The following is a 25,076-nucleotide window of genomic DNA, read 5'->3' as shown; positions in this document are numbered from 1 at the left end:
GCACACGGTGGGACTCAGGCCTGGGCCGGCTCCTCGTGGACCTCCGCGTCGCGGGCCTGCGCGGCCAGCGCCCGCTCCACATCCGCGAGGTTCTCGAAGACCAGGCGACGCAGCGCGGGCGCGGCGTCCTGGTTGGCGGACAGCCAGGCGCGGGTCGCGTCGCGCAGGGCGGTGTTCGCGAGGCACTTCGGGTACAGGCCGACGATCAGGTAGTTCGCGACCTGGAAGGTGCGCTGCTCCCAGAGGGGGAGCAGCCGCTCGAAGTAGAGCGGGACGAACTCCTGCAGCAGGGCGGCGCCGGCCGGGTGCGTGAAGCCCAGGGCGGCCGAGCGGACGATCGTGTTGGACAGATCGTCGTGGTCGACGAGCGACGCCCACGCCGCCCGCTTGTCCTCGGGCGTCGGCAGGGCGGCACGCGCCTGTGCGGCGAACTCGGCGCCCTTGGCCGTGTTGTCGCCCGCGAGTGCGGAGTCGATCGCGGCGCCGTCCACCGCGCCGACCGTGGCGAGGCCGACGAGTAGCTGCCAGGACAGGTCGGTGTCGATCGTCAGTCCGTCCAGCACGATCGAGCCGTCGCGCAGGCCGCGGAGGGTCTCCGCGTGCTCGCCCGTCGTGAGCGAGTTCGCGAACGCGGTGACGAACTGCAGCTGGCTGTCGGATCCCGGCTCCGCGGCCTGGGCGAGCGCCCACAGGCCGTCCGCGACCCGGGTGCGTGCGGCACCGCGGTGCTCGGGCGTCACGTACAGCGCGGCCGCGGTCTGCAGCTGGCTCAGCGTGGTGCGCACCGTGGTCGACTCCGTCTCCCGGCCGATGTTGCCGAGCACGAGGTCGATGTAGTCGCTCGCGGCGCTCTCGGCGTCGCGAGTCTGGTCCCACGCGGCACCCCACACCAGCGAACGCGCCAGCGGGTCGGTGATGTCCGCGAGGTGCGCGCCGGCGGTGGCGAGCGAGCGGTCGTCGAGGCGGATCTTCGCGTAGGCGAGGTCGTCGTCGTTCAACAGCACCAGATCGGGCCGGCGCAGACCCTGCAGCTGCGGGAGATCGGTGCGGTCCCCGTCGACGTCCACCTCGACCTGGTGCGTGCGGACCAGTGCGCCCGACTCGTCCAGGTTGTAGAAGCCGATGCCCAGCCGGTGCGGGCGGATCGTCGGGTAGTCCGCCGGCGCCGTCTGCGTCACCGCGAAGCGCGAGATGGTGCCGTCGGCGGCCTCGGCGATGACGGGCGCGAGGGTGTTCACGCCGGCGGTCTCCAGCCACTTCTTCGACCACGTGGTGAGGTCGCGGCCGCTGGTCTTCTCGAGTTCGACCAGCAGGTCGCTGAGCTCGGTGTTCTGCCAGGAGTGCTTCTGGAAGTACTCGGACACGCCCGCGAAGAAGGCGTCGATGCCCACCCAGGCGGCGAGCTGCTTCAGGACGGATCCGCCCTTGGCATAGGTGATGCCGTCGAAGTTGACCTGCACGTCGTCGAGGTCGTTGATCTCGGCGACCACGGGGTGCGTCGAGGGGAGCTGGTCCTGGCGGTACGCCCAGGTCTTCTCCATCGCGTTGAACGTGGTCCACGCCTCGGTCCACTCGGTGGCCTCGGCGGTCGCGATGGTCGACGCCCACTCGGCGAACGACTCGTTCAGCCACAGGTCGTTCCACCACTTCATGGTGACCAGGTCGCCGAACCACATGTGCGCGAGCTCGTGCAGGATCGTGACGACGCGGCGCTCCTTGACGGCGTCCGTCACCTTGCTGCGGAACACGTACGTCTCGGTGAAGGTCACCGCTCCCGCGTTCTCCATCGCGCCGGCGTTGAACTCCGGCACGAACAGCTGGTCGTACTTCGCGAACGGGTAGGGGACGCCGAACTTCTCCTCGTAGTAGGCGAAGCCCTCGCGGGTCTTGTCGAAGATGTAGTCGGCGTCGAGGTGCTCCCACAGGCTCCTGCGGCCGTAGACGCCGAGCGGGATCACCCGGCCGGACGCGCTGGTGAGCTCGGAGAAGGTCTCCTCGTACGGACCCGCGATGATCGCGGTGATGTACGACGAGATCCGCGGGGTGGGCTCGAAGCCCCAGGTCGCGACGGCGCCGTGCCGGTCGGATCCGTTCGACGCGTCGTGGTGGATCGGCTCGGGGGTGGGCGAGTTCGAGACCACCTTCCACGCGGCCGGCGCGGTGATCGTGAACTGGAACGTCGCCTTCAGGTCGGGCTGCTCGAACACGGCGAACGCGCGCCGCGAGTCCGGCACCTCGAACTGCGAGTACAGGTACACCTCGCCGTCGACCGGGTCGACGAAGCGGTGCAGGCCCTCGCCGGTGTTGGTGTAGAGGCAGTCGGCGTCGACGACCAGCACGTTCTCCTCGGCCAGTCCGTCGAGCACGATCCGCGCGTCGGCGTAGGCCGAGGTCGGGTCGATCGACTCGCCGTTCAGGGTGATCTCGCGCACGTCCCGCGCGATCAGGTCGATGAAGGTCGAGGATCCGGGGGTGGCGGCGAAGCGCACCACGCTGCGGGATCCGAACACCTCCGCACCCTTGGTCAGGTCGAGCGCGATCTCGTACGACTCGGTGTCGACGATCGCGCGGCGCTCCTGCGCTTCGATGCGGGTGAGGTTCTCTCCAGGCACTGCTCAGACTCCCAGGGGTGAGGGTTTCGGCCGCAAGGTCCGCGCTGCTGGCGCCGGCGGCAACCCTCCCACCCTACGCCAGCGGCCCTGCTGCGCCGTGTCATGGCCGGGGAGGCGCGGATCCAGCCGCCGGGACCGCCCCTTCGGCCCGGGCAAAGGCGGAACGCGGCAGGATGGAGGGGTGACTGCCCGAGAAGCGCCTGAAGCACCCGTTCCCTTCGCCTCCGCCCCGGCCGCCGCCGGCCCCGAGTACGTGGAGACCCCTGTCGCCTACGACGGGATCCTCCTGGCCGGCTTCGGCGGGCCCGAGGGACAGGACGACGTCATCCCGTTCCTGCGCAACGTCACACGCGGCCGGGGGATCCCGGACGAGCGGCTCGAAGAGGTGGCGCACCACTACCGGCACTTCGGCGGCGTGAGCCCGATCAACGCCCAGAACCGCGCGCTCAAGGCGGCGCTCGAGGAGGAGCTCGCGCGGCGCGGCATCGACCTCCCGGTGTACTGGGGCAACCGCAACTGGGCGCCCTACCTCGCCGACGCCGTGACCGATGCGGCGGCGCACCAGGACACCGCCCTGCTCGCCTTCGCCACGAGCGCGTACAGCTCGTTCTCCAGCTGCCGCCAGTACCGCGAGGACTTCGCCCGCGTGCTGGAGGAGACCGGACTGGGCGAGACCGTGACGATCGACAAGATCCGTCCCTTCTACGACCATCCCGGCTTCGTCGAGTCCTTCGTCGACGGGGTGCGCGCCGCGGTCGAGGGGTTCACGGCGGACGGTGCAGCGCCCTCGGCGATCCAGGTGCTGTTCACGACGCACAGCGTGCCGACCGACGATGCGCTGCGCTCCGGCCCGCGCGACGTGGACTGGGGGCCCGGCGGCGCCTACGCCGCGCAGCACGAGGCTGTGGCCGCCTGGGTGATGAGCCGCGTCGCCGAGCTGCTGCCCGCCGCCGCGGAGGTGCCGTGGGAGCTTGTGTACCAGTCCCGGTCCGGCCCTGCATCGCAGCCGTGGCTCGAGCCGGACATCTGCGACGTGATCGCGGAACTCCCCGCGCGCGACCGCACCGCGGTCGCCGTCGTCCCGCTCGGCTTCGTGAGCGATCACATGGAGGTGCTCTGGGACCTCGACACGGAGGCGAAGGAGGCCGCGGCCGAGGCCGGGCTGGCCTTCGTGCGTACGCCCACGCCCGGCGTCTCCCCATCGTTCGTCGCCGGGATCGTCGACCTGATCCAGGAGCGCCTGGACGGGCGCCCCGCGGCGGAGCGCAAGCACGTCACCGCGCTGGGCCCCGCCTTCGACGTATGCCGCCCCGGCTGCTGCGAGAACATCCGCGCCGGCTTCAAGCCGGCCGCAGCGGGCATCGCTCCCTGAGCGCCGCCGTCATCGCCGCCCGCCCCGCTCCCGCCGCTCCCTAGGATTGAGACATGCGCATCCACATCGCCACCGATCACGCCGGTCTCGAGTTCTCCACGCAGCTGCAGCACCACCTCGCCGAGGCGGGGCACGACGTCGTGGACCACGGACCGGTCGAGTACGACGCGCTGGACGACTACCCGGCATTCTGCATCCGCGCGGCGCAGGCGACGATCGCCGACCAGCGTGCCGGCGTCGAGGCGCTCGGGATCGTGTTCGGCGGTTCCGGCAACGGCGAGCAGATCGCCGCGAACAAGGTCGAGGGGATCCGCGCAGCGCTGGTGTGGAGCATCGCGACCGCCGAGCTCGCCCGCGAGCACAACGACGCGAATGTGATCGCGATCGGCGCGCGTCAGCACAGCTTCGAGGAGGTCACGAGCTTCATCGACCGCTTCATCGCGACGCCGTTCTCGAACGAGGAGCGGCACGTCCGCCGGATCGCTCAGATCGCCGACTTCGAGCGCGACGGTTCCCTGCTCCCGGACCCGCGCGCCTGATGCCCGAGGGCCACTCCGTCCACCGGATCGCCCGGCAGTTCGCCCGCAACTTCGTCGGCAGGCCGGTCTCCGCGTCGAGCCCGCAGGGGCGTTTCGCGGAGGGCGCCGCGCTGCTGGACGGACGGGAGATGCTCGCGGCCAGGGCGGTCGGCAAGCAGATGTTCCTCGGGTTCGAGGACGACCTGTGGCTGCGCGTGCACCTGGGCCTCTACGGAGCGTGGGACTTCGCCGGCGAGATCCTGGTCGATCCGACGATCGCCGCGTCGAACGGGCGGATGGGGCAGACCAACCAGCGGGGCACGATCCTGGACGAGGAGTCGGCGCCCGGCGAGCCCGCGGACGACGAGCCGGCCTCCGGCGAGCCCGCGGACGGCGGCAGCTCGCGGCCCGTGCGGGATCCGGACGCCGCGCGGATCCTGGATGCCGCGGGGGAGAACTCGCTCGCCTCGATCGGCGCGCCGCGTCGTGCCCGCGGGCATGTGCGGATGTCGGAGCAGACCAGCAGCCTCGACGAGCGGGACGAGCAGTGGCCGCCGCCGGTGGTCGGCCAGGTGCGCCTGCGCCTGCTCACCGACGTCACCTGCGCCGACCTGCGCGGACCCACGGCGTGCGTGCTGCAGAGCCCGGACGAGATGCTCGCCTCCGTCGCGAAGCTCGGGCCGGATCCGCTGGTCGGGGATCCTGAGCAGGGCGAAGAGCGCTTCGTCGCCGCCGTGCGCAAGAAGAGCACGCCGATCGCGTTGCTGCTGATGGATCAGGCCGTCGTCAGCGGCATCGGGAACGTGTACCGCGCCGAGCTGCTGTTCCGCGCGCGGCTGAACCCGCACACGCCGGGCCGCGAGGTGCCGGAGGAGACGGCGCGCGGGCTGTGGCGGGACTGGGTGCGCCTGCTCGCGATCGGCGTCGAGACCGGTCAGATGATGACGATGGACGATCTCACGCCGGAGCAGTACCGCGCGGCGATGGCGCGCCGCGACGACCGGCACTGGGTGTATCACCGCACGGGACTGCCCTGCCGGGTCTGCGGCACGAGCATCGTGCTCGAGGAGATCGGCGCCCGCAAGCTCTACTGGTGCCCGCGCTGCCAGGCGTGACGCTTCGGCCCCTCGGCTGCTGAGCCGGCGAAGCGGGACGGACGGCGCTCCGGAGCTGCCCGGCGATCCTAAGCTGATGCCATGCGTCAGAATCCGAGCTTCGCCATGACCGACGTCCAGGAGCTGCGGCGCGTGATCGCCGCGAACCCGTGGGCGACGCTGGTCGGCCGCGACGAGAAGGGCATGACCGCCTCGCACTACGCCGTGCTGCTGGATCCCGATCGCGACGACCTCACCCTCGTCGCGCACGTGGGACGACCGGACGAGAGGATCCTGGGCCTCGGCGAGCAGGAGCTGATGGTGATCTTCCAGGGCCCGCACGGCTACGTCTCGCCGGGCTGGTACGGCGACGCGGCGGCGGTGCCGACGTGGAACTACGTCGCGGTGCACCTCTCCGGCGTCCCGGAGCTGCTGGACACCGAGGAGAACCTGCGCGTGCTGGGCCACCTCGTCGACCGCTTCGAGGCCGCCCTCGAGCATCCGCGCGGCATGTGGGCGCCGCCCAACGACGAGGCCTTCGTACGCCGGCTGGAAGCGGGGACGGTCGGGTTCCGGCTCACGCCCACCCGGGTCGAGGCGAAGCGAAAGCTCAGCCAGAACAAGCCGGATGACGTGATCGAGACCGTGATCCTCGAGCTGCGGGGCGAGGGCGTGTACGCGAACCCGGCCCTCGCCGCCGAGATGCAGCGCGCGCACGATGCCCGTCTCGCCGCGCGGGCGGGCGCGGAGTGACGGCGGCCCAGGTCGGCACGGTCGTCGGCGCCCTCCGCGGGGTGCGCCTCGCGACCGCCGACCGCCGGCTGCTCGCGATCGACGGCCCTGTCGACGTCCTGCTCGAAGGCGGCAGGATCGCCGACATCGCCCCGACCGGAGCGCTGCGGCTGCCCGGCGAGGTGCTCGACGGAGACGGCGCCTGGCTGGTCCCCGGACTCTGGGACCACCACGTGCACACGGTGCAGTGGGCACTGGCGGCGCAGCGGGAGGATCTCGCCGGCACGGCGAGCGCGGCCGAGGCGGCGGCACGGATGTCCGACGCTCTCGTGCTGGGTGACGGGCGTCGCGTCGGCACGGGGTTCCGCGACGTGCGCTGGCAGGATCGTCCCGGCCTCGCGCTGCTCGACGCGCGCACCGGGGAGACGCCGACGTACCTGATCAACGCCGACGTGCACAGCGTGTGGATGAACTCCGCGGCCTTCCGCCGGGAGGGCTTCCCGGCGCCGGCGGACGGCGTGCTCCGCGAGGAGGACGCGTTCGAGATCTCCCGCCGGCTCAACGCCGCGGATCCGGCGGTAGCCGACGTGGCGGTGCGTGCAGCGGCGGAACGCGCGGCGAGCCGGGGCGTGGTCGGCCTGGTCGACTTCGACATGGCGTGGAACGCCGAGGCGTGGACCCGGCGCCTCGCGGCGGGCTTCGACAGCCACCGGGTCGAGTTCGCCGTCTACCCGCACGATCTCGAGCGGGCCATCGCCGAGGGGCTGACGACGGGGGAGACGCTGCCGGGCGACCGCGCCGGCCTGGTGCGGATGGGCCCGCTGAAGATCATCTCGGACGGATCCCTCGGCACCCGCACCGCCGCGTCCAGCCAGGCGTACGCGGACGATCCGCACAACCACGGCGTGCTTGCGGTGCCTCCCGCCGAACTGCAGGAGCTGCTGCTGCGCGCCACCGCCGCCGGCATCGGGATCGCGCTGCACGCGATCGGCGACGTCGCGGTCACGGCGGCGCTGGACGCCTTCACCACGACCGGCGCGACCGGGACGATCGAGCACGCCCAGCTGGTGCGCCACGCCGACCTCGCCCGGTTCGCCCGGCTCGGCGTCGCCGCGAGCGTGCAGCCGCAGCACGCCCTGGACGACCGCGACGCCGCCGACGCGCTGTGGGCGTCGCAGACCTCGATCGCCTACCCGCTCGCGTCGCTGCACCGCGCCGGCGCGATCCTGAGGTTCGGATCCGACGCCCCCGTGGCGCCCCTGGACCCGTGGCAGGCGATCGCGGCAGCCGTCTTCCGCAGCGACGACGAGCGCGAACCCTGGCACCCGGAGGAGCGGCTCGACATCCAGACAGCCCTCGCCGCGAGTGCGCACGGCGGGACCGGCGGCGACGCCGGCCTCCTGCCAGGGGCGGTCGCCGACCTGGCGATCGTCGGCGCCGATCCCGCGACCGCGGATGCCTGCACTCTCAGCGAGATGGCGGTGCTCGCGACCCTGGTCGCGGGGCGTGTCACCCACCGCGGCTGACGCACCGCTCCGCGGACGTCGAACGGCCCCCGTCCCGGTCGGGACGAGGGCCGTCGCAGCGGCGCGTCGGATCAGGCGGCGATGTGCGAGACGAGGAACCAGCGGTCCTTCTCGAGACCGCGCTGGATCTCGATCGCGACGTCCTGGCTGGTGAGGTCGATCTCGTCGAGGCCTTCGACCGCGGCCTTGACGTCGACGAGGATCGCATCGATGTCGGCGATCACGGCACGGACCAGGTCGTTCGAGTCGGTGAACCCGGCGGGCACGCTCGTCGCGGTCGTCTTCTCGGCCACGACGGAGGCACGGGCGTCGATCGGCAGGCCGAGGGCCACGATGCGCTCTGCGGCGGTGTCGGCGAAGTCTCCGGCGTGGTCGACGATCGTGTCGAGCAGCTCGTGCACGCCGACGAAGTTCGCGCCGCGCACGTGCCAGTGTGCCTGCTTCCCGTTCAGCGTGAGCGCCTGCAGGCCGAGCACGACCGGGGTGAGGAACTGCGCGGCGCCGGCGGCGACGGTCGGGTCGACGGAGGTGGTGGTGACGGCGTCGGTGCTGCTCATGTGTGTCTCCTCGATGACATCGGCTGGTTCCGGTGGGGTGTCCTGTCACAACGCTACTCAGCGCAGAATGTTCCGCAAGCAAGCTGAGGCAACGCTAACCCGCAGATCACACGCCGTTTCGGCAAGGTTTGCCTTCCCGGATCGGCCTCATCGCCGCGTGGAGGGCGGGAAGAGCGGCGGATCCGGGATACCTTCGTCTGGTGGCTTCAGCAGGTACCTCCTCCCGTGCGGCTCTGCGCCGTTCCCGCACCTCGGCCGCCGCGCCGGCGACGAGCAAGGTCGGGGCGAACTTCATCCCGCACGTGCAGGGCCTGCGTGCCATCGCCGTGCTCGCCGTGGTGCTCTACCACTTCTGGCCCGGACGCCTGAGCGGCGGATACGTCGGCGTCGACATCTTCTTCGTGATCTCGGGGTTCCTGATCACCGCCCACCTCGCCCGCGAGCTGGACGCGACGGGCAGGGTGGACCTCGGCCGCTTCTGGGCGCGCCGCGCCCGGCGTCTGCTGCCGGCGTCGCTGCTCGTGCTGCTGTTCAGCGCGATCGTGGCCTCGGTGCCGCTGCTCTCGCCGATCTCGCAGCTGCCCGCGCAGCTCAAGGAGATCGTCGCCTCGACGTTCTACGTGGAGAACTGGTATCTCGCCCTGAACTCGGCCGACTACCTCGCGCACTCCGGCGACCCGACCATGGTTCAGCACTACTGGTCGCTGTCGCTCGAGGAGCAGTTCTACGTGCTCTGGCCCCTGATCATGCTGCTGGCGGCATGGATCGCGGTGAAGTACTTCCGCGGCTCCCGGCTGCGCGCCGCCGCCATCGCGATCGGCATCGTCTCGGTCGCCTCGTTCGTGTTCTGCGTGGTCTACACGCTGACCAACCCGGCTCCCGCGTACTTCGTGACGTTCGGGCGGATGTGGCAGTTCGGCGTCGGCGCCGTGCTGGCGCTCGTGCCCCGGCTGCGCGTGCAGAACGCGGTCGGCAGTTTCATCCTCGGCTGGGCCGGCATCATCGTCCTCCTCGTGGTGATCTACCGCTTCGACGGGCAGACGCCGTTCCCCGGCTACATGGCCGCCATCCCGACCGTCGCGGCCGCGGCGGTGATCTCCGCCTCGAACACGCAGAGATGGTGGTACCCGACGCGGATCCTGGCGATCCGTCCCATGCGCTTCACCGGCGACATCTCGTACAGCCTGTACCTCTGGCACTGGCCGCTGATCATCATGGCGCCGTCGGTGCCGTTCTGGGGCCTTACGATCTACCACCGGATCGCCCTCGTCGCGATCTGCTTCGTGCTCGCCTGGCTCACCAAGCGCTTCGTCGAGGATCCCGCCCGCACCTGGAAGCCGCTCACCGCGCGGCGGCCCCGAGTGTCGCTGTGGGCGGCGCTGGCGGCGATGGTGGTCGTCGCGGGGGTGTCCGGCGCCGGCTGGGCGGCGAACGCGTCGACCTACGATGCCGGCGTGACGGCGATCGCGCAGCTGCGGGCGGACCCGCCGACCTGCTTCGGTGCGGCCGTCGTGCTCGACCGGTCCTGCGCGGGGAAGAAGACCGACGAGATCCTGCCCGCCCCGGGCTTCGCCGGCGTCGACCGGCCCAGCGAGTCGGACTGCTTCGTCCAGCTCAACGACGCGCGTGCGGTGTCCTGCGAGTTCGGCTCGAAGGATCCCGCGGCGAAGCAGGTGGCGCTGATCGGCGACAGCCACGCCTTCCAGCTGCTCACGACGTTCCAGGGGATCGCCGAGAGGGAGGGCTGGCACCTCACCACGTTCTTCAAGGGCGCCTGCCCGTGGAACACCACGCCGCTGTCGACCGGCGGCGCGTTCGGCGACGCCTGCACGCAGTACCGCGCGGCTGTCGCGCACAAGCTGCAGCAGAAGCACTTCGACGTGATCTTCACCGCCGCGCTGTCCACGACCCCCTATGCGGCGAACGGCCACGCGTCCTCTAATGCGGCCGCGGTCGCGGGCTACAGGGACGCCTGGGCCACGCAGACCGCCAAGGGCACGCCGGTCGTGACCGTCGTCGACAACCCGGTGTGGGAGACCGATCCGAACAAGTGCCTGCGCACCCGTGCGCAGAGCTCCTGCGACGGCGCTCGATCCGACGTGCTGACCGAGAAGGATCCGCTGCGCGAGGCGGCGGCCGGCGCGAAGGACGTGACCCTGCTCGACTTCACCGACGTGTACTGCGACACGCAGGACTGCCGCGCCGTGGTCGGGGGAGCGGACATCTACCGCGATCAGGACCACCTGACCGTGACGTTCGTGAACACGCTCGCCCCGCAGTACACCGCCGCGCTGAAGAAGGCCATGGGGCTGGCCGGCTAGCAGGGCGAGGCCGGATTAGAGTCGCCTCATGAGCGCAGAAGCCACTGTCCTGTCCCTGCCCGGCCGCACGCCCGAGATCGACGCCTCGGCCTACCTGGCCGCGGGTGCGCGCGTGATCGGCGCCGTGACCGTCGGCGAGGGCTCCAGCGTCTGGTACAACGCGGTGCTGCGGGCCGACTCCGACACGATCACGATCGGCCGGGGCAGCAACGCGCAGGACAACGTGTCGGTGCACGTGGACGAAGGGCATCCGGTGGTGATCGGGGACGACGTGTCGATCGGGCACAACGCGGTCGTGCACGGCTGCACGATCGGCGACGGCTCGCTGATCGGCATGGGGGCCGTGTTGCTCTCTGGCGCGGTGATCGGATCCGAGTGCCTCATCGCCGGCGGGGCCCTGGTGCTCGGCGGCACCGAGGTGCCGGACGGATCCCTGGTCGCGGGCGTCCCGGCGAAGGTGCGCCGCGAGCTCACGGCCGCCGAGCGCGAGGGGCTCCGCACCAACGCCCGCATCTACCGCGGTCACGTCGGAACCCACCGCGGCGCGACCCCGGCCTGAGCGGAGACGCCCCATCGCACCCGGTATTCTCGAGAGTCCGGGGCGGTGGCCAAGCTGGTTAAGGCAGTGGGCTCATAACCCAACGATCGTCGGTTCAAGTCCGACCCGCCCCACTCAGGCTCTCCTTCTCTCCCGCGAAGGGTCGGCCGGGCGATCTCCATCCGCCCGCCGACGCGGCCCGGACGGGCCATCGCGCCTGGCGGGTCCTCGGCGCCCGGTTGGGCGGGAAGCCCGTGAACCCGGCGGAGAGCCCGTGGCACAATCCGGAGTCCTGCGTCAAGCCCCTCGCCGTGGAGACCCGGGCGCCATAGCGTGATTCCACTGTCGCACCCGCGACCTGTCGAAGGAGTCCGTCATGAACATCCTCTTCATCGTCATCATCGTGATCGCTATCATCCTGGCCATCACCGGTGGATTCGTGCAGTCCCTGAACTTCCTGCTCTGGGTCGGCCTCGTTCTGCTGGTTCTCGCGGTGATCGCGTGGCTGATCCGGTCGATGACGGGCAACCGCGCCCCCTGACGTCGTCGTCGATTCCCCCAGGTGACGCACGAGAAGGGGGTGGCGGGAAGAACCCGCCACCCCCTTCGCGCGCCCGGTCACTCGTCGAATGCGTCCTTGACGTGGTCGCCGGCCTTCTTCAGATCGGCCTTCGCCTGATCCAGGCGGCCTTCGTTCTCGAGCTTCTCGTCGTCGGTGACCTTGCCGACGCCCTCCTTGATCTTGCCGCCCGCCTTCTCGGCGTTGTGCTTGGCGTCATCAGCTGCACTCATGGGAGCACCTCCTCCTGTCTGGTCGAAGGCCCCACCGTCGCACGCGTCCGAACCCAGTGCCACGGGGTTGACGGGTCGGCGGCGAGCCGCTATCGGATCCGACGGTCGTGCGCGAGTCCGATGAGGCGCTCCAGCACCGGCCCGGAGCGCAGGCCGTTGTGCTCGTGCTCGCTCGTGATCCAGAGGCGCAGCTCCGGCATGAGCGCTGCCGTCTCGAGCGAGAACTCGAGCGGAACGTACACGTCGTTCACGTACACGCTCGCTGCGCCGCGGGCTCCGGAAGCGGCGATCGCGGCCGGATCGTAGATCACCGGCCAGACGTGCTCCGCGAGCGTCAGGGCGACCTCGCGCCACGGCTGGAACGCCGGCACGGTCTCGGTCCAGTCGGCGCGGATGTGCTCACCGGTGAACAGCGTCACATCCTCGGCGAAGTCCGCGGGCTCCACGCGCTCTGCCGACCACCGGGTGGCGTGCCCGCTCGCATAGCTGGACTCGTGGAAGACGTAGTAGAGCGGGTTGCGGCCGCCGAACGGCAAGGCGTCGGCGAGGTCGTACCGGAACGCGTTCGTGGACGGATCCCGCTCCAGCAGCTGCCACAGCGTCTGCCAGCCGTCGTTCGTGCCGAGCACGGAGCCCACGGAGCGCAGCCGCGAGGGCGACACCACCTCGCCGCCGGGAAGGACGATGCCGCCGGCTGCGGCGAGGTCCACGAGGCGACGCATCCGGTCGCGGTGCTCGGGGAAGCGCCGGTAGTAGCGCTCCGACGCGGCGCGCATTTTGTCGTAGCAGAGCGCGTAGACCTCGTCCGGGGTGCGGGTGAGCGTGCTCAGTCCGCCGGTGACGTAGACGCGATCCAGGGATCCCGCGTCCGTGGACAGGTAGGCGAGGGTGGTGAAACCTCCGAAGGACTGGCCGAGCACATTCCAGCGGGCCGCGCCCAGGTGCTCCCTGAGGGCCTCGCAGTCGCGCACGATCGCGTCCGCCCGCAGATGCGTGAGATGCTCCGCGACGGCGTCCGCGCCGCGGTCCAGGATCGTGTCGCCGACCGGGGTGGAGCGGCCGGTGCCGCGCTAGTCGATCATGACCACGCGATAGTGCGCCAGCGCCTGATCCAGCCAGGCGGGGGAGGAGGGAGCGTGCAGCGCGCGCGGCGCCTCGGATCCCGGTCCTCCCTGCAGGAACACGAGGTAGGGGAGACCCTCCCCGCCCTCGCGGGTCACGACCGACGCGAACACGTCGATCGTGCGGGTGTCGGCCGAGTCCGACCACACCAGCGGCACGGTGAGAGCGTGCTCCTCGAGCGTGAGGTCCATCATCCGGCGGCGCACGACAGGGGCTGCGGAGATCGTCGTCATCACATCACGTTCCCGATGTAGGAGTACTTCACGAACACTTCGGCGGCCAGGCCGGACTCCTCGAGCAGGCCCTGCACCGCTCCCATCATGTACTTCGAGTCCCACCCCATGTAGAGGAAGTGGGCCTCATCAAGCTCGTCCCACGGGCCGTTCCACGCCTTCGCATCGTAGATCGGACCGCCGTTCTTCGCGCTGTAGGCCAGCAGGTCCTGACGGGTGTCCGTCCAGCCGCGGTGGAACACGCGGTTGAACAGGTGCTTCACGTCGTACACCTCCCAGTGCTCTCCGCGGTACTCGACGTAGTCGAACTCGCGCTCCCAGCCGGTCGGCCAGCCGCGCCGGCGGACCGCGTCCAGCACCGGCGTGAGTCCGTCGTCGTCGATCTCGGCGAGGCCAGGACGGCGCCAGATCGTCACGAACGCGTCGGTCAGGGCGGCGGTGCGCTCGGCGATCGCCGCGGTCCCCCAGGAGCCGAGACCCGCGAGCGCCGAGTTCTCGTCGACGCGGCTGCGCAGGTACGCCTCGCGCTTGTCGGGGAAGGACGCACCGAACACGCGCTCGGCGAGCGGCTGCTCGAGCAGAGTGAGGTTGCCGAGGGTGCCGGCCAGGGCGCGGTGGCTGTTCTGCTCGTCCTCGCTGTACTCGCTCCAGAGCCGGACGCCGTCTCCCGACCACGCGTCGTACGGGGCCGGCGGCACGAGGTGCTCCACATCGAAGCCGGCGGGATCCGCGACGTCCTGGATGCGGCCGAGCACGTACAGCGCGTGCGGCAGGTCGGTGAACTTCAGCGCCACCCGCACCCGCTCGTCCGAGGGGGTGATCCGCGCGAACGCCCTGCGGAGCGCCTCGGGCCCCTGCGCGCGGGCCCGGCACAGCCGCGCGATCAGGCGGTCGTTCGGGATGCCGACGATCGTCCGGCGCAGCAGCAGCGACTGGATCCGCTCGAGGGTGAGGATCAGCTCGTCCTTGCCGATCGCGCCCAGCTGGTGGTCGCGGTACGCACTCAGCACGAGCGGGTAGGTCGAGCGGCCGAACGTGTTCACGTACCCGAGCTGACGGCGGATCTCCGGATCCTGCTCCTGCGCGGGATCCAGCAGCACCCGGTAGATGTCGGAGAACTCACGCCACACCTGCGCGTGCCGGCGCAGATCGTCCAGCCCCGTGCCGGGGAATTCGCGCCGGAACGCGCCGTACACGCCGTGCTCGCCGTCGACGGTCACCTCGCGGCCGGTCGTCATGATCAGCAGGTGCCGCCAGAACGCGCCGATCGCCTCGCCCGTGTTGTGCTCGATCGGCAGCCAGTACTCCTCCTCGACCCGCTCCTGCTCGCCGTGGGAGAGGCCCATGAGCACGTAGTTGTGGATCAGCTCGTGATCGCGCAGCGGCTCGCCGGTCGAGTTCAGGCTCTCGAAGATCTGCTGCGCGTTGGCGGCGGGTCCGAGCGTGATCGAGACGTGCTCGAGCTTCTGCAGACCGCGCCAGATCCGCGGGGCCTCGTCGGCGTGCACCTGGGAGCGGAAGAACGCGTAGTTGTCGTCGAAGCGCGACTCCTGCGTCGTGCCCCGGTCCAGCACGACCGACTCGAACAGGTCAGCCCACGCGTCGTGCGGGCGCAGCCGGGTGCGGTCCGGATCGTCGGCGCGGACGATCACGCGCTGGAGCTGGGCGGCGAGGGCCGGATCCGTGTCACGCACCGAATGGTGCAGCGCGGCGATCAGCAGCATGAGCGTGGTGACGCGCTGCTGGCCGTCGATCAGGACGAGGTCGGCCTCGGGATGCGCCTCGTCCTCGGCGGAGAGGATCGAGCCGATGAAATGGCGGTGCGCGTCGTCCTCGTCGGACACGGCGCGGATGTCGCTCAGCAGCTTCTCGCAGCCGCCGATGTCCCAGCGGTACTGCCGCTGGTACACCGGCACGACGATGGTCGTGGAGTCCTCGGAGAGCCACTCGATCGTGCTGACTGCGTTTGCCTCGACGTTGGTGGCCGTGCTCATGCTGCTGTGCTGCTCCTCGGATCGGTGGCGTGCCGCTCCAGTCTATTTGCGCGCGATCCGGGGCCGGATATTCACGGCCGCACCTCCAGGGGCGCGCCAGGAGCCGCTGTTAGGCTGTCCTAAGAAGGGCCTGTTAAAACGTGCTGGCCCCTTATGAAAGGACATGACTCGCTCATGGCATACATCAAGTCCGCCGCGCTCGAGGACAAGGGATTCGTCGTCCTCGACAGCTACAACCAGGAGCTCGACCCCAAGGAGTGGCTCGACATCGAGTACAACGACTGGAAGTCCTCCGGCGACACCCGCTTCGCGCCTCTCGCATCCGCCAAGGGCGAGATCGAGTGCAACGGCTTCTGGAACCACGTGCCGCCGCGCACGGACAAGGACGGCGTCTGGATCCCGTCTCAGGTCGCCAAGGCGCCGAACCTCACGCGCCGCGCGCAGGAGCCGGGCGCCAACGTCGGCCGCTGCCGCGTGATCGAGCTGCAGCCCACGCCCTACGGCGAGTGCCTTTACAACCTGCACCAGGACGACAACAACCGCCTGAACCCGGACGGCACCGGCTGGGTCGTGCGCGGCTTCTTCAACCTCTCCGACGACAAGGACAGCTACTTCGTCCTGCGCGAGAACCGCACCGACCCGAGCGTCGAGTACCGCATCGCCCTCCCGGCCGGCGCGCAGCTGATCGTCGACACGCAGCGACTGTGGCATGCGGCGACGCACAACGGCACCGAGCCGCGCTACTGCCTGATCACATCGTGGACCTCGGGACCCGAGCTGGACGCCTACATCGAGAAGTACCACGGCACGGACGAGGTCGAGAACTACCCGGTGGACCAGGCGATCCTGGACGCCGGCTACGAGGAGCAGGCGCGTCGCGACGCCGCCCGCGCCGCGTACTACGCCGCGAAGGGTCAGAAGGAGAAGATCGCGATGAGCGAGGCCTGATCCTCCTCGGACCCTCGATCCGACGGAAGGCCCTAGACGGTCCCCGGTGCTGCGGCGCCGGGGACCGTTTCCTTTTCGCAATGAGTTACACGGTTGTGATTTCCCTGAGGATCGGTGAGAATGGGCGCATAACCGCATACCGCCGTGCTTCGCGGATCAGGTCGTAGGGGAAGACGCACCTGATGAAACGGAGAAACCCATGGCGACAGCACAAGCACGCGGAGTGGTGTACATCCACTCCGCACCGCGCGCGCTCTGCCCGCACCTGGAATGGGCGGTCGGACGCGCTATCGGGCGCGCCGTCAACTTCGAGTGGTCGGAGCAGCCCGTGCTCGAGGGCGCCCGCCGGGCGGAGTTCTACTGGGACGGCCCGGCAGGAACGGGCGCCGCTCTGGCGACCGCGATCCGCGGCTGGGAGCACCTCCGCTTCGAGGTGACCGAGGACCCCACGCCGCGCAGCGACGGCGGACGCTGGCTGCACACGCCCGACCTCGGGGTGCACTACGCGCAGACCGACGCCGCGGGCAACATCGTGATCGGCGAGGACCGGATCCGCTACGCGATGGAGATCGCCGCGGGCAGCGCCGTGGAACTGCAGCGCGAGCTGGACGTGGCCCTCGGCACCGCGTGGGACGAGGAGCTCGAGCCGTTCCGCCATGCGAGCGACGACGCCCGCGTGGTCTGGCTGCACAAGGTCGGATGAGCCGCTGCGCTGGCGGGTGGGATGAGCCGCCGGAGAGGACTCGTGTGATCCGATTCGGACCTGCGACAGGGTGAGGGACCGGATCGGGTCGCACGAAGGGACGAGGACCGGAGGAGGCGCGATTATCGGGGGTCGGAGAGCAGGGACCCGGAACCCGAGAAAGCGAATCCCCGGTCCCGGCCGGAGAGATAACAGAACAGGAAGAGAATCGCCCCGGACCGCGTCGAAGANGATTCTCGTGCGGCGGTCCTCTGCGGCGGCGATCAGCCGTCGTAGGAGCGGAACGCGACCACGGCGTTGTGCCCGCCGAAGCCGAAGGAGTTGCTGATCGCGAGCTGCGGCCCGTCGCCCAGCGGCTGCGGCTCGCCGGACAGCTTGAACGGCACCGCCGGATCCGGCTCCGTCATGTTGATGGTGGGCGGCGCCACCCGGTCGCGCAGTGCGAGGATCGTGAACACGGCCTCGAGCGCGCCGGTGCCGCCGAGCAGGTGCCCGGTGGACGCCTTGGTCGCCGACACCGGGATGTCGTCGATCCGCGAGCCGAACACGTTCTTGAGCGCCTCGTACTCGTTCGGGTCGCCGACCGGGGTGGACGTGGCGTGCGCGTTGATGTGCGTGACCTCGTCGGGCGCGGCGCCCGCCTGGGCGAGCGCCTCCTGCACGGCGCGGGTGGCGCCGGCGCCGCTCGGGTCGTTCGCGGTGATGTGGTACGCGTCGGCGGAGACGCCGCCGCCCACGAGCTCGGCGTAGATCTTGGCGCCGCGGGCCTGCGCGTGCTCGAGCGTCTCGAGCACGAGCGCCGCGCCGCCCTCGCCCATGACGAAGCCGTCACGATCGATCGCGCCGGGACGGGAGGCGTGCTCCGGGTCGTCGTTGCGGCGGGACAGCGCCTGCGCCGACGCGAACGCGGCCATCGTGATCGGGTGGATCGCGGACTCCGCGCCGCCGGCGATCACGACGTCGGCCAGACCGTCCTGCAGATGCTCGTAGGCGTTCGCGATCGACTCCGTGCTGGAGGCGCACGCGCTCACCACGGTGCGGGCGAAGGCCTTCGCGCCGAAGTGCAGGGAGAGGTTGCCGGCGCCCGCGTTCGGCATGAGCATCGGAACCGTGAGCGGCATGACCCGGCGCGGGCCCTTCTCGCGCAGCGTGTCCCAGGCGTCGAGCAGCGTCCACAGGCCGCCGATCCCGGTGGCCCAGTCGATGCCGAGACGCTCAGCGGGGACGTCGGGCGCGCCCGCGTCCTCCCAGGCCTCGCGCGCGGCGATCATCCCGAACTGCACGGACGGGTCGAGCCGCTTGGCCTCATGCCGCGGCAGGACCTCCTCCGGGCGGACGGAGGCCTCGGCAGCGAACGTCACCGGGAGCTGGTGCTCTTCGACCCAGTCGTGCTTCAGGGTGTGCGTGCCGGAGACCCCGGCGAGCAGGTTCGCCCAGTTCTCCGGGGCGGTGCCGCCCAGGGCGGACGTGGCGCCGATGCCGGTGACGACGATGCGCTTGGTCATGCGTGTTCCTTCACAGGGAGCGTTGGGGGAGGCGGAGCCGGAGGATGCCACGCCCCGCGAGATGCGGGGGTGGCATCCGCAGATGTCACTCCTGGCCGGCGACGATGAAGTTCACGGCGTCACCGACGGTCTTGAGGTTCTTGACCTCGTCGTCGGGGATGGTCACGCCGAACTTCTCCTCCGCGTTGACGACGATCGTCATCATCGAGATCGAGTCGATGTCCAGGTCGTCCGTGAAGGACTTCTCCGGAGCGACCTCCGAGGCGTCGATGCCGGTCTCGTCGGTGATGAGCTCTGCCAGGCCGGCGAGGACCTCGTCGTTGCTGAAAGCCATGATTTCCTCTTTCTATGGGGTGGTTTCGGACCGGTGAACAGTCTAGGAGTCGCGGGCGCCCGGTCAGGGGAGCACGACGACCTGCGCGCCGAACACGAGACCGGCGCCGAAGCCGATCTGCAGCGCCAGGCCGCCGCTGAGCTCGGGGTGCTCCTGCAGCAGACGGTGCGTGGCGAGCGGGATCGACGCGGCCGACGTGTTGCCGGTGGTCTCGATGTCGCGGGCGATCACGGTCGTCTCGGGCAGCTTGAGCTGCTTGGCGAACTCGTCGACGATGCGCATGTTGGCCTGGTGCGGGATGAACGCGGCGAGGTCGGACGCCTCGATCCCGGCCTGCTCGAGCGCCTGCTTCGCGACCTTCGCCATCTCCCAGACGGCCCAGCGGAACACGGTGGGGCCCTCCTGGCGCAGCGTCGGCCACGGCGCCTTGCCGTCGCGGAAGTCCGTGAGGGTGTGGTTCATGCCCACGGCGTCCGCCTTGGAGCCGTCAGAACCCCACACCGTGGCCGAGATGCCGGGGGTGTCGCTCGGGCCGATCACGACCGCTCCCGCGCCGTCGCCGAGCAGGAACGAGATGCTGCGGTCGGCCGGGTCGACGATGTCGGAGAGCTTCTCCGCACCGATGACCAGCGCGTGCCGCGCCGCGCCTGCGCGGATGAGCGCGTCGGCCTGGGCGACCGCGTACGCGTAGCCGGCGCACGCGGCGTTGATGTCGTACGCGGCGGCCGGGTTCGCGCCCACGCGGTCCGCGACGATCGCGGACACAGAGGGCGTCTGCTTGGGGTTGCTGATCGTGGCCACGATCACCACGTCGATGTCGGAGGGGGCGACTCCGGACTTCTCGATCGCCTCGACCGCGGCGGCCGTGGAGAGGTCGATCGCGTCGGTCTCCGGGACGGCCCTGGTGCGCGTGACGATGCCGGTGCGCTGGCGGATCCACTCGTCGCTCGAGTCGATCGGCCCGATCAGGTCGTCGTTGGGAACGGCGTTCTCGCCGCGGGCGGCGCCGACCGAGTAGATGCGGGTGTGCGCGGGGCCGGTGGCCTGCTTGAGCGTGGTCATGCTGCTTCTCCGTTCGGGGCGCCGTTCAGCAGCTCCACGGCCGCGTCGAGGTCGTCGGGGGTCTTCACGGCGACGGCGGGTACGCCGCGCAGTCCGCGCTTGGCGAGCCCGGTCAGCGCGCCCGCAGGGGTGAGCTCGATCAGTCCCGTGATGCCGTTGTCGGCGAAGGAGGCCATGCACAGGTCCCAGCGCACCGGCGAGGCGACCTGGGTGACCAGGTTCTCCAGCGCGGTCGCGCCGTCGGGCACGAGGGAGCCGTCCTTGTTGGTCCACAGCGGCACGCGCGGATCGGCATGCTCGACGTCGGCGATCGCGTCGCGCAGCGCGGCGACGGCGGAGGCCATGTAGCGGGTGTGGAAGGCGCCGGCGACCTGCAGCGAGATCACGCGGAACCCGCGCACCGGAGCCTCGGCCAGCGCCGCGAGCGCGGGCAGTGCACCGGCCGCGACGATCTGGCCGCCGCCGTTGTAGTTCGCGGGGGTGAGGTCGAGGTCGGCGAGGAGGGAGAGCACGGCCTCCTCGTCTCCGCCGAGGATCGCACTCATGCCGGTGGGCGTCTTCGCCGCCGCATCGGCCATCGCGCGCCCGCGGATGCCGACCAGGCGCATCGCGGTCTCGGCGGGGATCACGCCGGCGCCGACGACGGCGGCCAGTTCGCCGACCGAGTGCCCAGCGATCCCGTCGGGAACACGGCCCGCGCGGTCCTCGAGCGCGTTCATGGCGATGAGCGAGGCGGCCACGATCAGCGGCTGGGCGATCCTGGTGTCACGGATCGTGTCGGCGTCCGACACCGTGCCGTGCGTCACGAGATCGACCTCCGCGGCGTCCGAATACGCCGCGAGATCCTCGGCGACGCCGTCGAGCTCGAGCCAGGGGGAGAGGAAGCCGGGGGTCTGGGAACCCTGTCCGGGGCAGGCGTAGACGATCACAGGTCCAGTCTGCCAACGATTCGCCGTCATCGGTGGCACAACCCTCACAAGTATCCGCAGATCGGTTGTGCAGTGCACACAGCGGGTCAGCGCAGCCGACGAGGGCGCAGGCCGCGACGGACCGGGTCGGCGATGCCGATCGTGCCCAGCACGAGGGCGGTCTGCAGGATGAACGCCTCGCGGGGGCCGGTCGCATCCCAGCCGATCACCTCGCTGATCCGCTTCAGCCGGTAGCGCACGGTGTTCGGGTGCACGAAGAGCTCGCGGGCGGTGGCCTCGAGCGACCGGCCGTTGTCGAGGTAGCTCCACAGCGTCGTCACGAGGTCCGTGGAGTGGTCGTGCAGCGGGCGGAACACGCGCTCGATGAGCGTCTGCTTGGCCAGCGGATCCCCGGCGATCGCGCGCTCCGGGAGCAGCTCGTCCGCGTCCACCGGCCGCGGGGCGCCGCGCCAGGCGCGTGCGACGGCGAAACCGGCCAGGGCGGCCCTGGCGCTCTGACCGGCGTCCACGAGGGCCGCCACGGCAGGACCGACGACGACATAGCCGGGGCCGAACGAGGGCTCCAGCGTGCGGGCCATGTCGGTGAAGGACACCTCGTCCTGCTCGGGGCCGTCGTCGTCGCGGCTCTCGAGCTTGGCGCGCCCGATCACCAGGACCAGGCGGGATCCCTGCACGCCGATCAGCACGTCGACCGCGAGTTTGCGGGCCGTGCGGCGCACCTGGTCGACGTCGAACTGCGGCGGCGTGGTGCCGACGATCACGCACACCTCGCCATGACCGTGCCATCCCAGCGCGGCGATCCGGCTGGGCAGCTCCTCGTCGGCTTCGCCGGTGAGGATCGAGTCGACCACGAGCGCCTCGAGCCGTGCATCCCAGAGGCCGCGGGCCTCCGCGGCGCGGGCGTACACATCCGCGGCCGCGAAGGCGACGTCGCGCGAGTACAGCAGGATGGCGTCGCGGAGGTGACCGCCCTTGCCGGCGACCCGCTCCTCGGTCACCTCGACCGTGACCCGGATGAGCTGCAGCGTCTGCTGCAGGCTCACGCTGCGCAGCAGCTCTCGCGGCGCCGCCGCGAAGATGTCCGCCGCGATCCACGGCGTCGAGGTCGGGTCGTCGTACCACTGGATGAACGAGGTGATGCCCGCCTGCGCCACCAGCCCGACGGCGGACCGTCGGGCCGGCGGCATCTCGGCGTACCAGGGCAGTGAGTCCTCGAGGCGCTGCAGCGTCGCCGTGGCGAGGTCTCCGGAGATGCGGCGCAACCACGCCAGCGTCTCCTGCTTGGTCATCTCCGGGGGTGTGCTCATCGCGCGGTCAGGGGATCAGCTCTCGCCGCCCGCATTCCCGCTCGTGCCCGCGTTGACGTTGTACAGGTCGTACTTCGCGATGGCCTGGCCGACGACGGAGCGATCGATCCTGCCCTCGTCCGCGAGCGCCTGCAGGGCGCGGACGACCATGGACGGACCGTCGATCTTGAAGAAGCGACGGGCCGCGGCGCGGGTGTCCGCGAAGCCGAAGCCGTCGGCTCCCAGCGTGTAGTACGCGCCGGGGACCCACTGCCGGATCTGGTCCTGCACGGCGTGCATGTAGTCGCTGGTGGCGATGAACGGCCCCTGGGCGTCCCTCAGCTTGGCCGTCAGGTAGGCCGTGCGCGGCTCCTCGTCGGGGTGCAGGAAGTTGTGCTCGTCAGCGGCGAGGCCGTCGCGGCGCAGCTCGGTCCACGAGGTGACCGACCACACGTCGGCGGCCACGCCCCAGTCGTCGCGGAGCAGACCCTGCGCCTCGATGGCCCACGGCACCCCGACGCCGGAGGCGAGCAGCTGAACGCGCTGTCCGTCGCCCTCGCCGACCGAGATCCGGTGCAGGCCCTTGCGGATGCCCTCGGCGTCCACATCCGAAGGCTCCGCGGGCATCCGCATCGGCTCGTTGTACACCGTCAGGTAGTACATGACGTTCGGATCCGGGTGGCCGTTGCCGTCGGGTCCAGGGCCGTACATCTGCTCGATGCCGGCCTGCACGATGTGCGACACCTCGTAGCCGTACGCCGCGTCGTAGACGAGCGTGGCGGGGTTGGTCGAGGCGAGCAGCGGCGACTGGCCGTCCGCGTGCTGCGTGCCCTCACCGGTCAGCGTCGTGCGTCCCGCCGTGGCGCCGATGATGAAGCCGCGGCCCATCTGGTCGCCCGCGGCCCAGAACGCGTCGCCGGTGCGCTGGTAGCCGAACATCGAGTAGAAGATGTAGATCGGGATGAGAGGCTCGCCGTGCGTGGAGTACGCCGTCGACGTCGCGGTGAACGCCGCCGCGGCCCCCGCTTCGTTGATCCCGACGTGCATGATCTGGCCCTGCGGGCTCTCCTTGTAGGCGAGCAGCAGCTCCCGGTCGACCGCGGTGTAGTTCTGCCCGTTCGGGTTGTAGATCTTCGCGGTCGGGAAGTACGCGTCCATGCCGAACGTGCGCGCCTCGTCCGGGATGATCGGGACGATCCGCTCGCCGAAGCCCTTGACCCGCATCAGGTCCTTGACCATGCGCACGAACGCCATGGTCGTGGCGACCTCCTGGTTGCCGGATCCCTTCTTCGGCAGCGCGTAGTCCTTGTCCTCGGGGAGGTTCAGGCTCACGTGCGTGGCGCGCCGCTCGGGCAGGAAGCCGCCCAGCTCGCGGCGGCGCTCCAGCATGTACTGGATCGTCTCGTCGTCCTGTCCCGGGTGGTAGTACGGCGGGCGGTACGGGTCGGCCTCGAGCTGCGCGTCCGAGATCGGGATGTGCATGGTGTCGCGGAACAGCTTGAGGTCGTCCAGCGTCATCTTCTTCATCTGGTGGGTCGCGTTGCGGCCCTCGAAGTGCGGACCCAGGCCGTAGCCCTTGACGGTCTTGGCGAGGATGACGGTGGGCTGGCCCTTGTGCTCCATGGCCGCCTTGTAGGCCGCGTACACCTTGCGGTAGTCGTGGCCACCGCGGCGCAGGTGCCAGATGTCGTCGTCGGAGTAGTCCTTGACCAGGGCGAGCGCGCGCTCGTCGCGGCCGAAGAAGTTCTCGCGCACGTAGGCGCCGCTCTCGGCCTTGTAGGTCTGATAGTCGCCGTCGGGCGTGACGTTCATCAGGTTCAGCAGCGCGCCGTCGGTGTCGCGGGCGAGCAGGTCGTCCCACTCGCGGCCCCAGACGACCTTGATGACGTTCCAGCCGGCGCCGCGGAAGAAGCTCTCCAGCTCCTGGATGATCTTGCCGTTGCCGCGCACGGGACCGTCGAGGCGCTGCAGGTTGCAGTTGATCACGAACGTGAGGTTGTCCAGACCCTCGTTCGCCGCGACCTGGAGCTGACCGCGCGACTCGACCTCGTCCATCTCGCCGTCGCCGAGGAAGGCCCAGACGTGCGAGTCGTTGTCCTTGATGCCGCGGTTGGCGAGGTACTTGTTCGTCATCGCCTGGTAGATCGCGTTGATCGGGCCGAGGCCCATCGACACGGTCGGGAACTGCCAGAACTCCGGCATCATCCGCGGGTGCGGGTAGGAGGGCAGGCCGTTCGGGGCGCCGGACTTCTCCTGGCGGAACGCGTCGAGCTGGGCCTCGCTCAGGCGGCCCTCGAGGAAGGCGCGGGAGTACATGCCCGGCGACGCGTGGCCCTGGTAGAAGATCTGGTCGCCGCCGGAGGGGTGGTCCTGGCCGCGGAAGAAGTGGTTGTGCCCGACCTCGTAGAGCGAGGCGGCCGAGGCGTAGGTGGAGATGTGCCCGCCCACGCCGATTCCGGGCCGCTGCGCGCGGTGCACGGTGATCGCGGCGTTCCAGCGGATCCAGTGCCGGTAGCGGCGCTCGAGGTCCTCGTCGCCCGGGAAGGCGGACTCGTTCTCCGGCGCGATCGTGTTGATGTAGTCCGTGGTCGGGACCATCGGAACGCCCAGGTGCAGATCCTTGGAGTGCTTCAGCAGGCTCAGCATGATCTCGCGGCCGCGGCCGTGACCCTTCGCGTCGACGAGCTCGTCGAGCGATTGCTGCCATTCGCTGGTCTCTTCGGGGTCGCTGTCGAGCGGGCCCTGGGAGTACGGATCCTGGTCGTGAACAGTCACAGGGGGCCTTTCGTCTGTCTGGCTGGTCGAGCCAACGAAGTCGGGATGCGACGCGGGAAGCGTTTGTCGGCTCCGCACAAAGCGCGCGGGAGTCAGCCTATCCCTCCTGGCGGCCGGGGCGGC

21 protein-coding genes, 1 tRNA gene and 1 pseudogene are annotated in these 25,076 nt (G+C 70.5%); 11 read left to right on the top strand and 12 right to left on the bottom strand.

The features are described from left to right. Nucleotides 1-14 precede the first annotated feature (14 nt). Entirely contained in the window at nt 15-2,612 is a 2,598-nt protein-coding gene (pepN, locus tag ACTJJZ_RS07035) for an aminopeptidase N (protein WP_440720470.1), read from the bottom strand. A gap of 181 nt (nt 2,613-2,793) precedes the next feature. On the opposite strand from pepN, the gene ACTJJZ_RS07030 reads away from it, so the two are divergent. From ACTJJZ_RS07030 to ACTJJZ_RS07010, 5 genes are all read left to right on the top strand, one after another. After that, nucleotides 2,794-3,984, top strand: a complete 1,191-nt coding sequence (locus ACTJJZ_RS07030; protein WP_440720469.1) for a ferrochelatase — start codon at nt 2,794-2,796, stop codon at nt 3,982-3,984. A gap of 53 nt (nt 3,985-4,037) precedes the next feature. Then, nucleotides 4,038-4,523 (top strand): ribose-5-phosphate isomerase, encoded by a 486-nt coding sequence (locus tag ACTJJZ_RS07025; RefSeq protein WP_440720468.1) that lies wholly within the window; start codon nt 4,038-4,040, stop codon nt 4,521-4,523. Then, nucleotides 4,523-5,617 (top strand): Fpg/Nei family DNA glycosylase, encoded by a 1,095-nt coding sequence (locus tag ACTJJZ_RS07020; protein WP_440720467.1) that lies wholly within the window; start codon nt 4,523-4,525, stop codon nt 5,615-5,617. Before ACTJJZ_RS07025 ends, ACTJJZ_RS07020 begins: the two co-directional genes overlap by 1 nt. A gap of 81 nt (nt 5,618-5,698) precedes the next feature. Continuing rightward, nucleotides 5,699-6,349: an FMN-binding negative transcriptional regulator gene (locus ACTJJZ_RS07015; RefSeq protein ID WP_440720466.1), complete on the top strand. Its 651-nt coding sequence runs from the start codon at nt 5,699-5,701 to the stop codon at nt 6,347-6,349. Beyond that, nucleotides 6,346-7,854, top strand: coding sequence for an amidohydrolase (locus ACTJJZ_RS07010; RefSeq protein ID WP_440720465.1), 1,509 nt, complete (start codon nt 6,346-6,348; stop codon nt 7,852-7,854). Before ACTJJZ_RS07015 ends, ACTJJZ_RS07010 begins: the two co-directional genes overlap by 4 nt. 71 nt (nt 7,855-7,925) lie before the next feature. Here ACTJJZ_RS07010 and ACTJJZ_RS07005 read toward each other — a convergent pair whose 3' ends face one another. After that, nucleotides 7,926-8,411, bottom strand: coding sequence for a Dps family protein (locus ACTJJZ_RS07005; protein WP_440720464.1), 486 nt, complete (start codon nt 8,409-8,411; stop codon nt 7,926-7,928). A 200-nt stretch (nt 8,412-8,611) separates the two neighbouring features. Between ACTJJZ_RS07005 and ACTJJZ_RS07000 the strand changes: the two genes are divergently transcribed. From ACTJJZ_RS07000 to ACTJJZ_RS06985, 4 genes are all read left to right on the top strand, one after another. Continuing rightward, nucleotides 8,612-10,732, top strand: a complete 2,121-nt coding sequence (locus ACTJJZ_RS07000; RefSeq protein ID WP_440720463.1) for an acyltransferase family protein — start codon at nt 8,612-8,614, stop codon at nt 10,730-10,732. A gap of 28 nt (nt 10,733-10,760) precedes the next feature. Beyond that, on the top strand, nt 10,761-11,291 hold the full coding sequence (locus tag ACTJJZ_RS06995) for a gamma carbonic anhydrase family protein (protein WP_440720462.1): 531 nt from the start codon (nt 10,761-10,763) through the stop codon (nt 11,289-11,291). A gap of 39 nt (nt 11,292-11,330) precedes the next feature. Further along, nucleotides 11,331-11,404 (top strand) — tRNA-Ile (locus ACTJJZ_RS06990). Between the two features lie 242 nt (nt 11,405-11,646). Continuing rightward, nucleotides 11,647-11,811 (top strand): hypothetical protein, encoded by a 165-nt coding sequence (locus ACTJJZ_RS06985; protein ID WP_440720461.1) that lies wholly within the window; start codon nt 11,647-11,649, stop codon nt 11,809-11,811. Nucleotides 11,812-11,888: 77 nt separating this feature from the next. Here ACTJJZ_RS06985 and ACTJJZ_RS06980 read toward each other — a convergent pair whose 3' ends face one another. The 4 genes and pseudogenes from ACTJJZ_RS06980 to ACTJJZ_RS06965 form a co-directional block, all read right to left on the bottom strand. Then, nucleotides 11,889-12,062: a CsbD family protein gene (locus tag ACTJJZ_RS06980; RefSeq protein WP_440720460.1), complete on the bottom strand. Its 174-nt coding sequence runs from the start codon at nt 12,060-12,062 to the stop codon at nt 11,889-11,891. 89 nt (nt 12,063-12,151) lie between these two features. After that, nucleotides 12,152-13,120 (bottom strand): annotated as a pseudogene (locus ACTJJZ_RS06975) (alpha/beta fold hydrolase); the annotation flags it as partial. Nucleotides 13,121-13,132: 12 nt separating this feature from the next. After that, nucleotides 13,133-13,417: a hypothetical protein gene (locus tag ACTJJZ_RS06970; protein ID WP_440720459.1), complete on the bottom strand. Its 285-nt coding sequence runs from the start codon at nt 13,415-13,417 to the stop codon at nt 13,133-13,135. Beyond that, complete coding sequence (locus ACTJJZ_RS06965) at nt 13,417-15,411, bottom strand: DUF262 domain-containing protein (RefSeq protein WP_440720458.1); 1,995 nt, start codon at nt 15,409-15,411, stop codon at nt 13,417-13,419. The genes ACTJJZ_RS06970 and ACTJJZ_RS06965 overlap by 1 nt, the downstream gene beginning before the upstream one ends. Before the next feature lie 174 nt (nt 15,412-15,585). On the opposite strand from ACTJJZ_RS06965, the gene ACTJJZ_RS06960 reads away from it, so the two are divergent. Both ACTJJZ_RS06960 and ACTJJZ_RS06955 read left to right on the top strand, forming a co-directional pair. Continuing rightward, nucleotides 15,586-16,359, top strand: a complete 774-nt coding sequence (locus ACTJJZ_RS06960) for a hypothetical protein (RefSeq protein WP_440720457.1) — start codon at nt 15,586-15,588, stop codon at nt 16,357-16,359. 199 nt (nt 16,360-16,558) lie between these two features. After that, nucleotides 16,559-17,062 (top strand): DUF3145 domain-containing protein, encoded by a 504-nt coding sequence (locus ACTJJZ_RS06955; RefSeq protein WP_440720456.1) that lies wholly within the window; start codon nt 16,559-16,561, stop codon nt 17,060-17,062. A 263-nt stretch (nt 17,063-17,325) separates the two neighbouring features. On the opposite strand, the gene ACTJJZ_RS06950 is transcribed toward ACTJJZ_RS06955, so the two are convergent. The 6 genes from ACTJJZ_RS06950 to aceE all read right to left on the bottom strand — a co-directional run bounded on the left by ACTJJZ_RS06950 (nt 17,326) and on the right by aceE (nt 24,953). Continuing rightward, on the bottom strand, nt 17,326-18,567 hold the full coding sequence (locus ACTJJZ_RS06950; RefSeq protein WP_440720455.1) for a beta-ketoacyl-[acyl-carrier-protein] synthase family protein: 1,242 nt from the start codon (nt 18,565-18,567) through the stop codon (nt 17,326-17,328). A gap of 85 nt (nt 18,568-18,652) precedes the next feature. Beyond that, nucleotides 18,653-18,901 (bottom strand): acyl carrier protein, encoded by a 249-nt coding sequence (locus tag ACTJJZ_RS06945; protein ID WP_440720454.1) that lies wholly within the window; start codon nt 18,899-18,901, stop codon nt 18,653-18,655. Nucleotides 18,902-18,964: 63 nt separating this feature from the next. After that, on the bottom strand, nt 18,965-19,963 hold the full coding sequence (locus ACTJJZ_RS06940; RefSeq protein ID WP_440720453.1) for a beta-ketoacyl-ACP synthase III: 999 nt from the start codon (nt 19,961-19,963) through the stop codon (nt 18,965-18,967). Then, complete coding sequence (locus ACTJJZ_RS06935; RefSeq protein WP_440720452.1) at nt 19,960-20,892, bottom strand: ACP S-malonyltransferase; 933 nt, start codon at nt 20,890-20,892, stop codon at nt 19,960-19,962. The genes ACTJJZ_RS06940 and ACTJJZ_RS06935 overlap by 4 nt, the downstream gene beginning before the upstream one ends. An 86-nt stretch (nt 20,893-20,978) precedes the next feature. Beyond that, complete coding sequence (locus ACTJJZ_RS06930) at nt 20,979-22,199, bottom strand: PucR family transcriptional regulator (RefSeq protein ID WP_440720451.1); 1,221 nt, start codon at nt 22,197-22,199, stop codon at nt 20,979-20,981. Nucleotides 22,200-22,214: 15 nt separating this feature from the next. Beyond that, nucleotides 22,215-24,953, bottom strand: coding sequence for a pyruvate dehydrogenase (acetyl-transferring), homodimeric type (gene aceE, locus ACTJJZ_RS06925; RefSeq protein ID WP_440720450.1), 2,739 nt, complete (start codon nt 24,951-24,953; stop codon nt 22,215-22,217). Nucleotides 24,954-25,076 lie beyond the last annotated feature (123 nt).

The sequence above is a fragment of the Microbacterium sp. 22242 genome (assembly GCF_052045495.1).
Taxonomy (GTDB): domain Bacteria; phylum Actinomycetota; class Actinomycetes; order Actinomycetales; family Microbacteriaceae; genus Microbacterium.
The sequence above is the reverse complement of the archived record's forward strand: the minus strand, read 5'-3'. Positions and strand labels throughout refer to the sequence as shown.

Coding starts and splice junctions, on each gene's coding strand:
- ACTJJZ_RS07005 (WP_440720464.1), bottom strand. CDS start 8,411: ATGAGCAGCACCGACGCCGTCACCACCACCTCCGTCGACCCGACCGTC.
- ACTJJZ_RS06940 (WP_440720453.1), bottom strand. CDS start 19,963: ATGACCACGCTCAAGCAGGCCACCGGCCCCGCGCACACCCGCATCTAC.
- ACTJJZ_RS07025 (WP_440720468.1), top strand. CDS start 4,038: ATGCGCATCCACATCGCCACCGATCACGCCGGTCTCGAGTTCTCCACG.
- ACTJJZ_RS06960 (WP_440720457.1), top strand. CDS start 15,586: ATGGCATACATCAAGTCCGCCGCGCTCGAGGACAAGGGATTCGTCGTC.
- ACTJJZ_RS06970 (WP_440720459.1), bottom strand. CDS start 13,417: ATGACGACGATCTCCGCAGCCCCTGTCGTGCGCCGCCGGATGATGGAC.
- ACTJJZ_RS06985 (WP_440720461.1), top strand. CDS start 11,647: ATGAACATCCTCTTCATCGTCATCATCGTGATCGCTATCATCCTGGCC.
- ACTJJZ_RS06950 (WP_440720455.1), bottom strand. CDS start 18,567: ATGACCAAGCGCATCGTCGTCACCGGCATCGGCGCCACGTCCGCCCTG.
- ACTJJZ_RS06980 (WP_440720460.1), bottom strand. CDS start 12,062: ATGAGTGCAGCTGATGACGCCAAGCACAACGCCGAGAAGGCGGGCGGC.
- ACTJJZ_RS06955 (WP_440720456.1), top strand. CDS start 16,559: ATGGCGACAGCACAAGCACGCGGAGTGGTGTACATCCACTCCGCACCG.
- ACTJJZ_RS06945 (WP_440720454.1), bottom strand. CDS start 18,901: ATGGCTTTCAGCAACGACGAGGTCCTCGCCGGCCTGGCAGAGCTCATC.
- ACTJJZ_RS06995 (WP_440720462.1), top strand. CDS start 10,761: ATGAGCGCAGAAGCCACTGTCCTGTCCCTGCCCGGCCGCACGCCCGAG.
- ACTJJZ_RS06965 (WP_440720458.1), bottom strand. CDS start 15,411: ATGAGCACGGCCACCAACGTCGAGGCAAACGCAGTCAGCACGATCGAG.
- ACTJJZ_RS06930 (WP_440720451.1), bottom strand. CDS start 22,199: ATGAGCACACCCCCGGAGATGACCAAGCAGGAGACGCTGGCGTGGTTG.
- ACTJJZ_RS07020 (WP_440720467.1), top strand. CDS start 4,523: ATGCCCGAGGGCCACTCCGTCCACCGGATCGCCCGGCAGTTCGCCCGC.
- ACTJJZ_RS07015 (WP_440720466.1), top strand. CDS start 5,699: ATGCGTCAGAATCCGAGCTTCGCCATGACCGACGTCCAGGAGCTGCGG.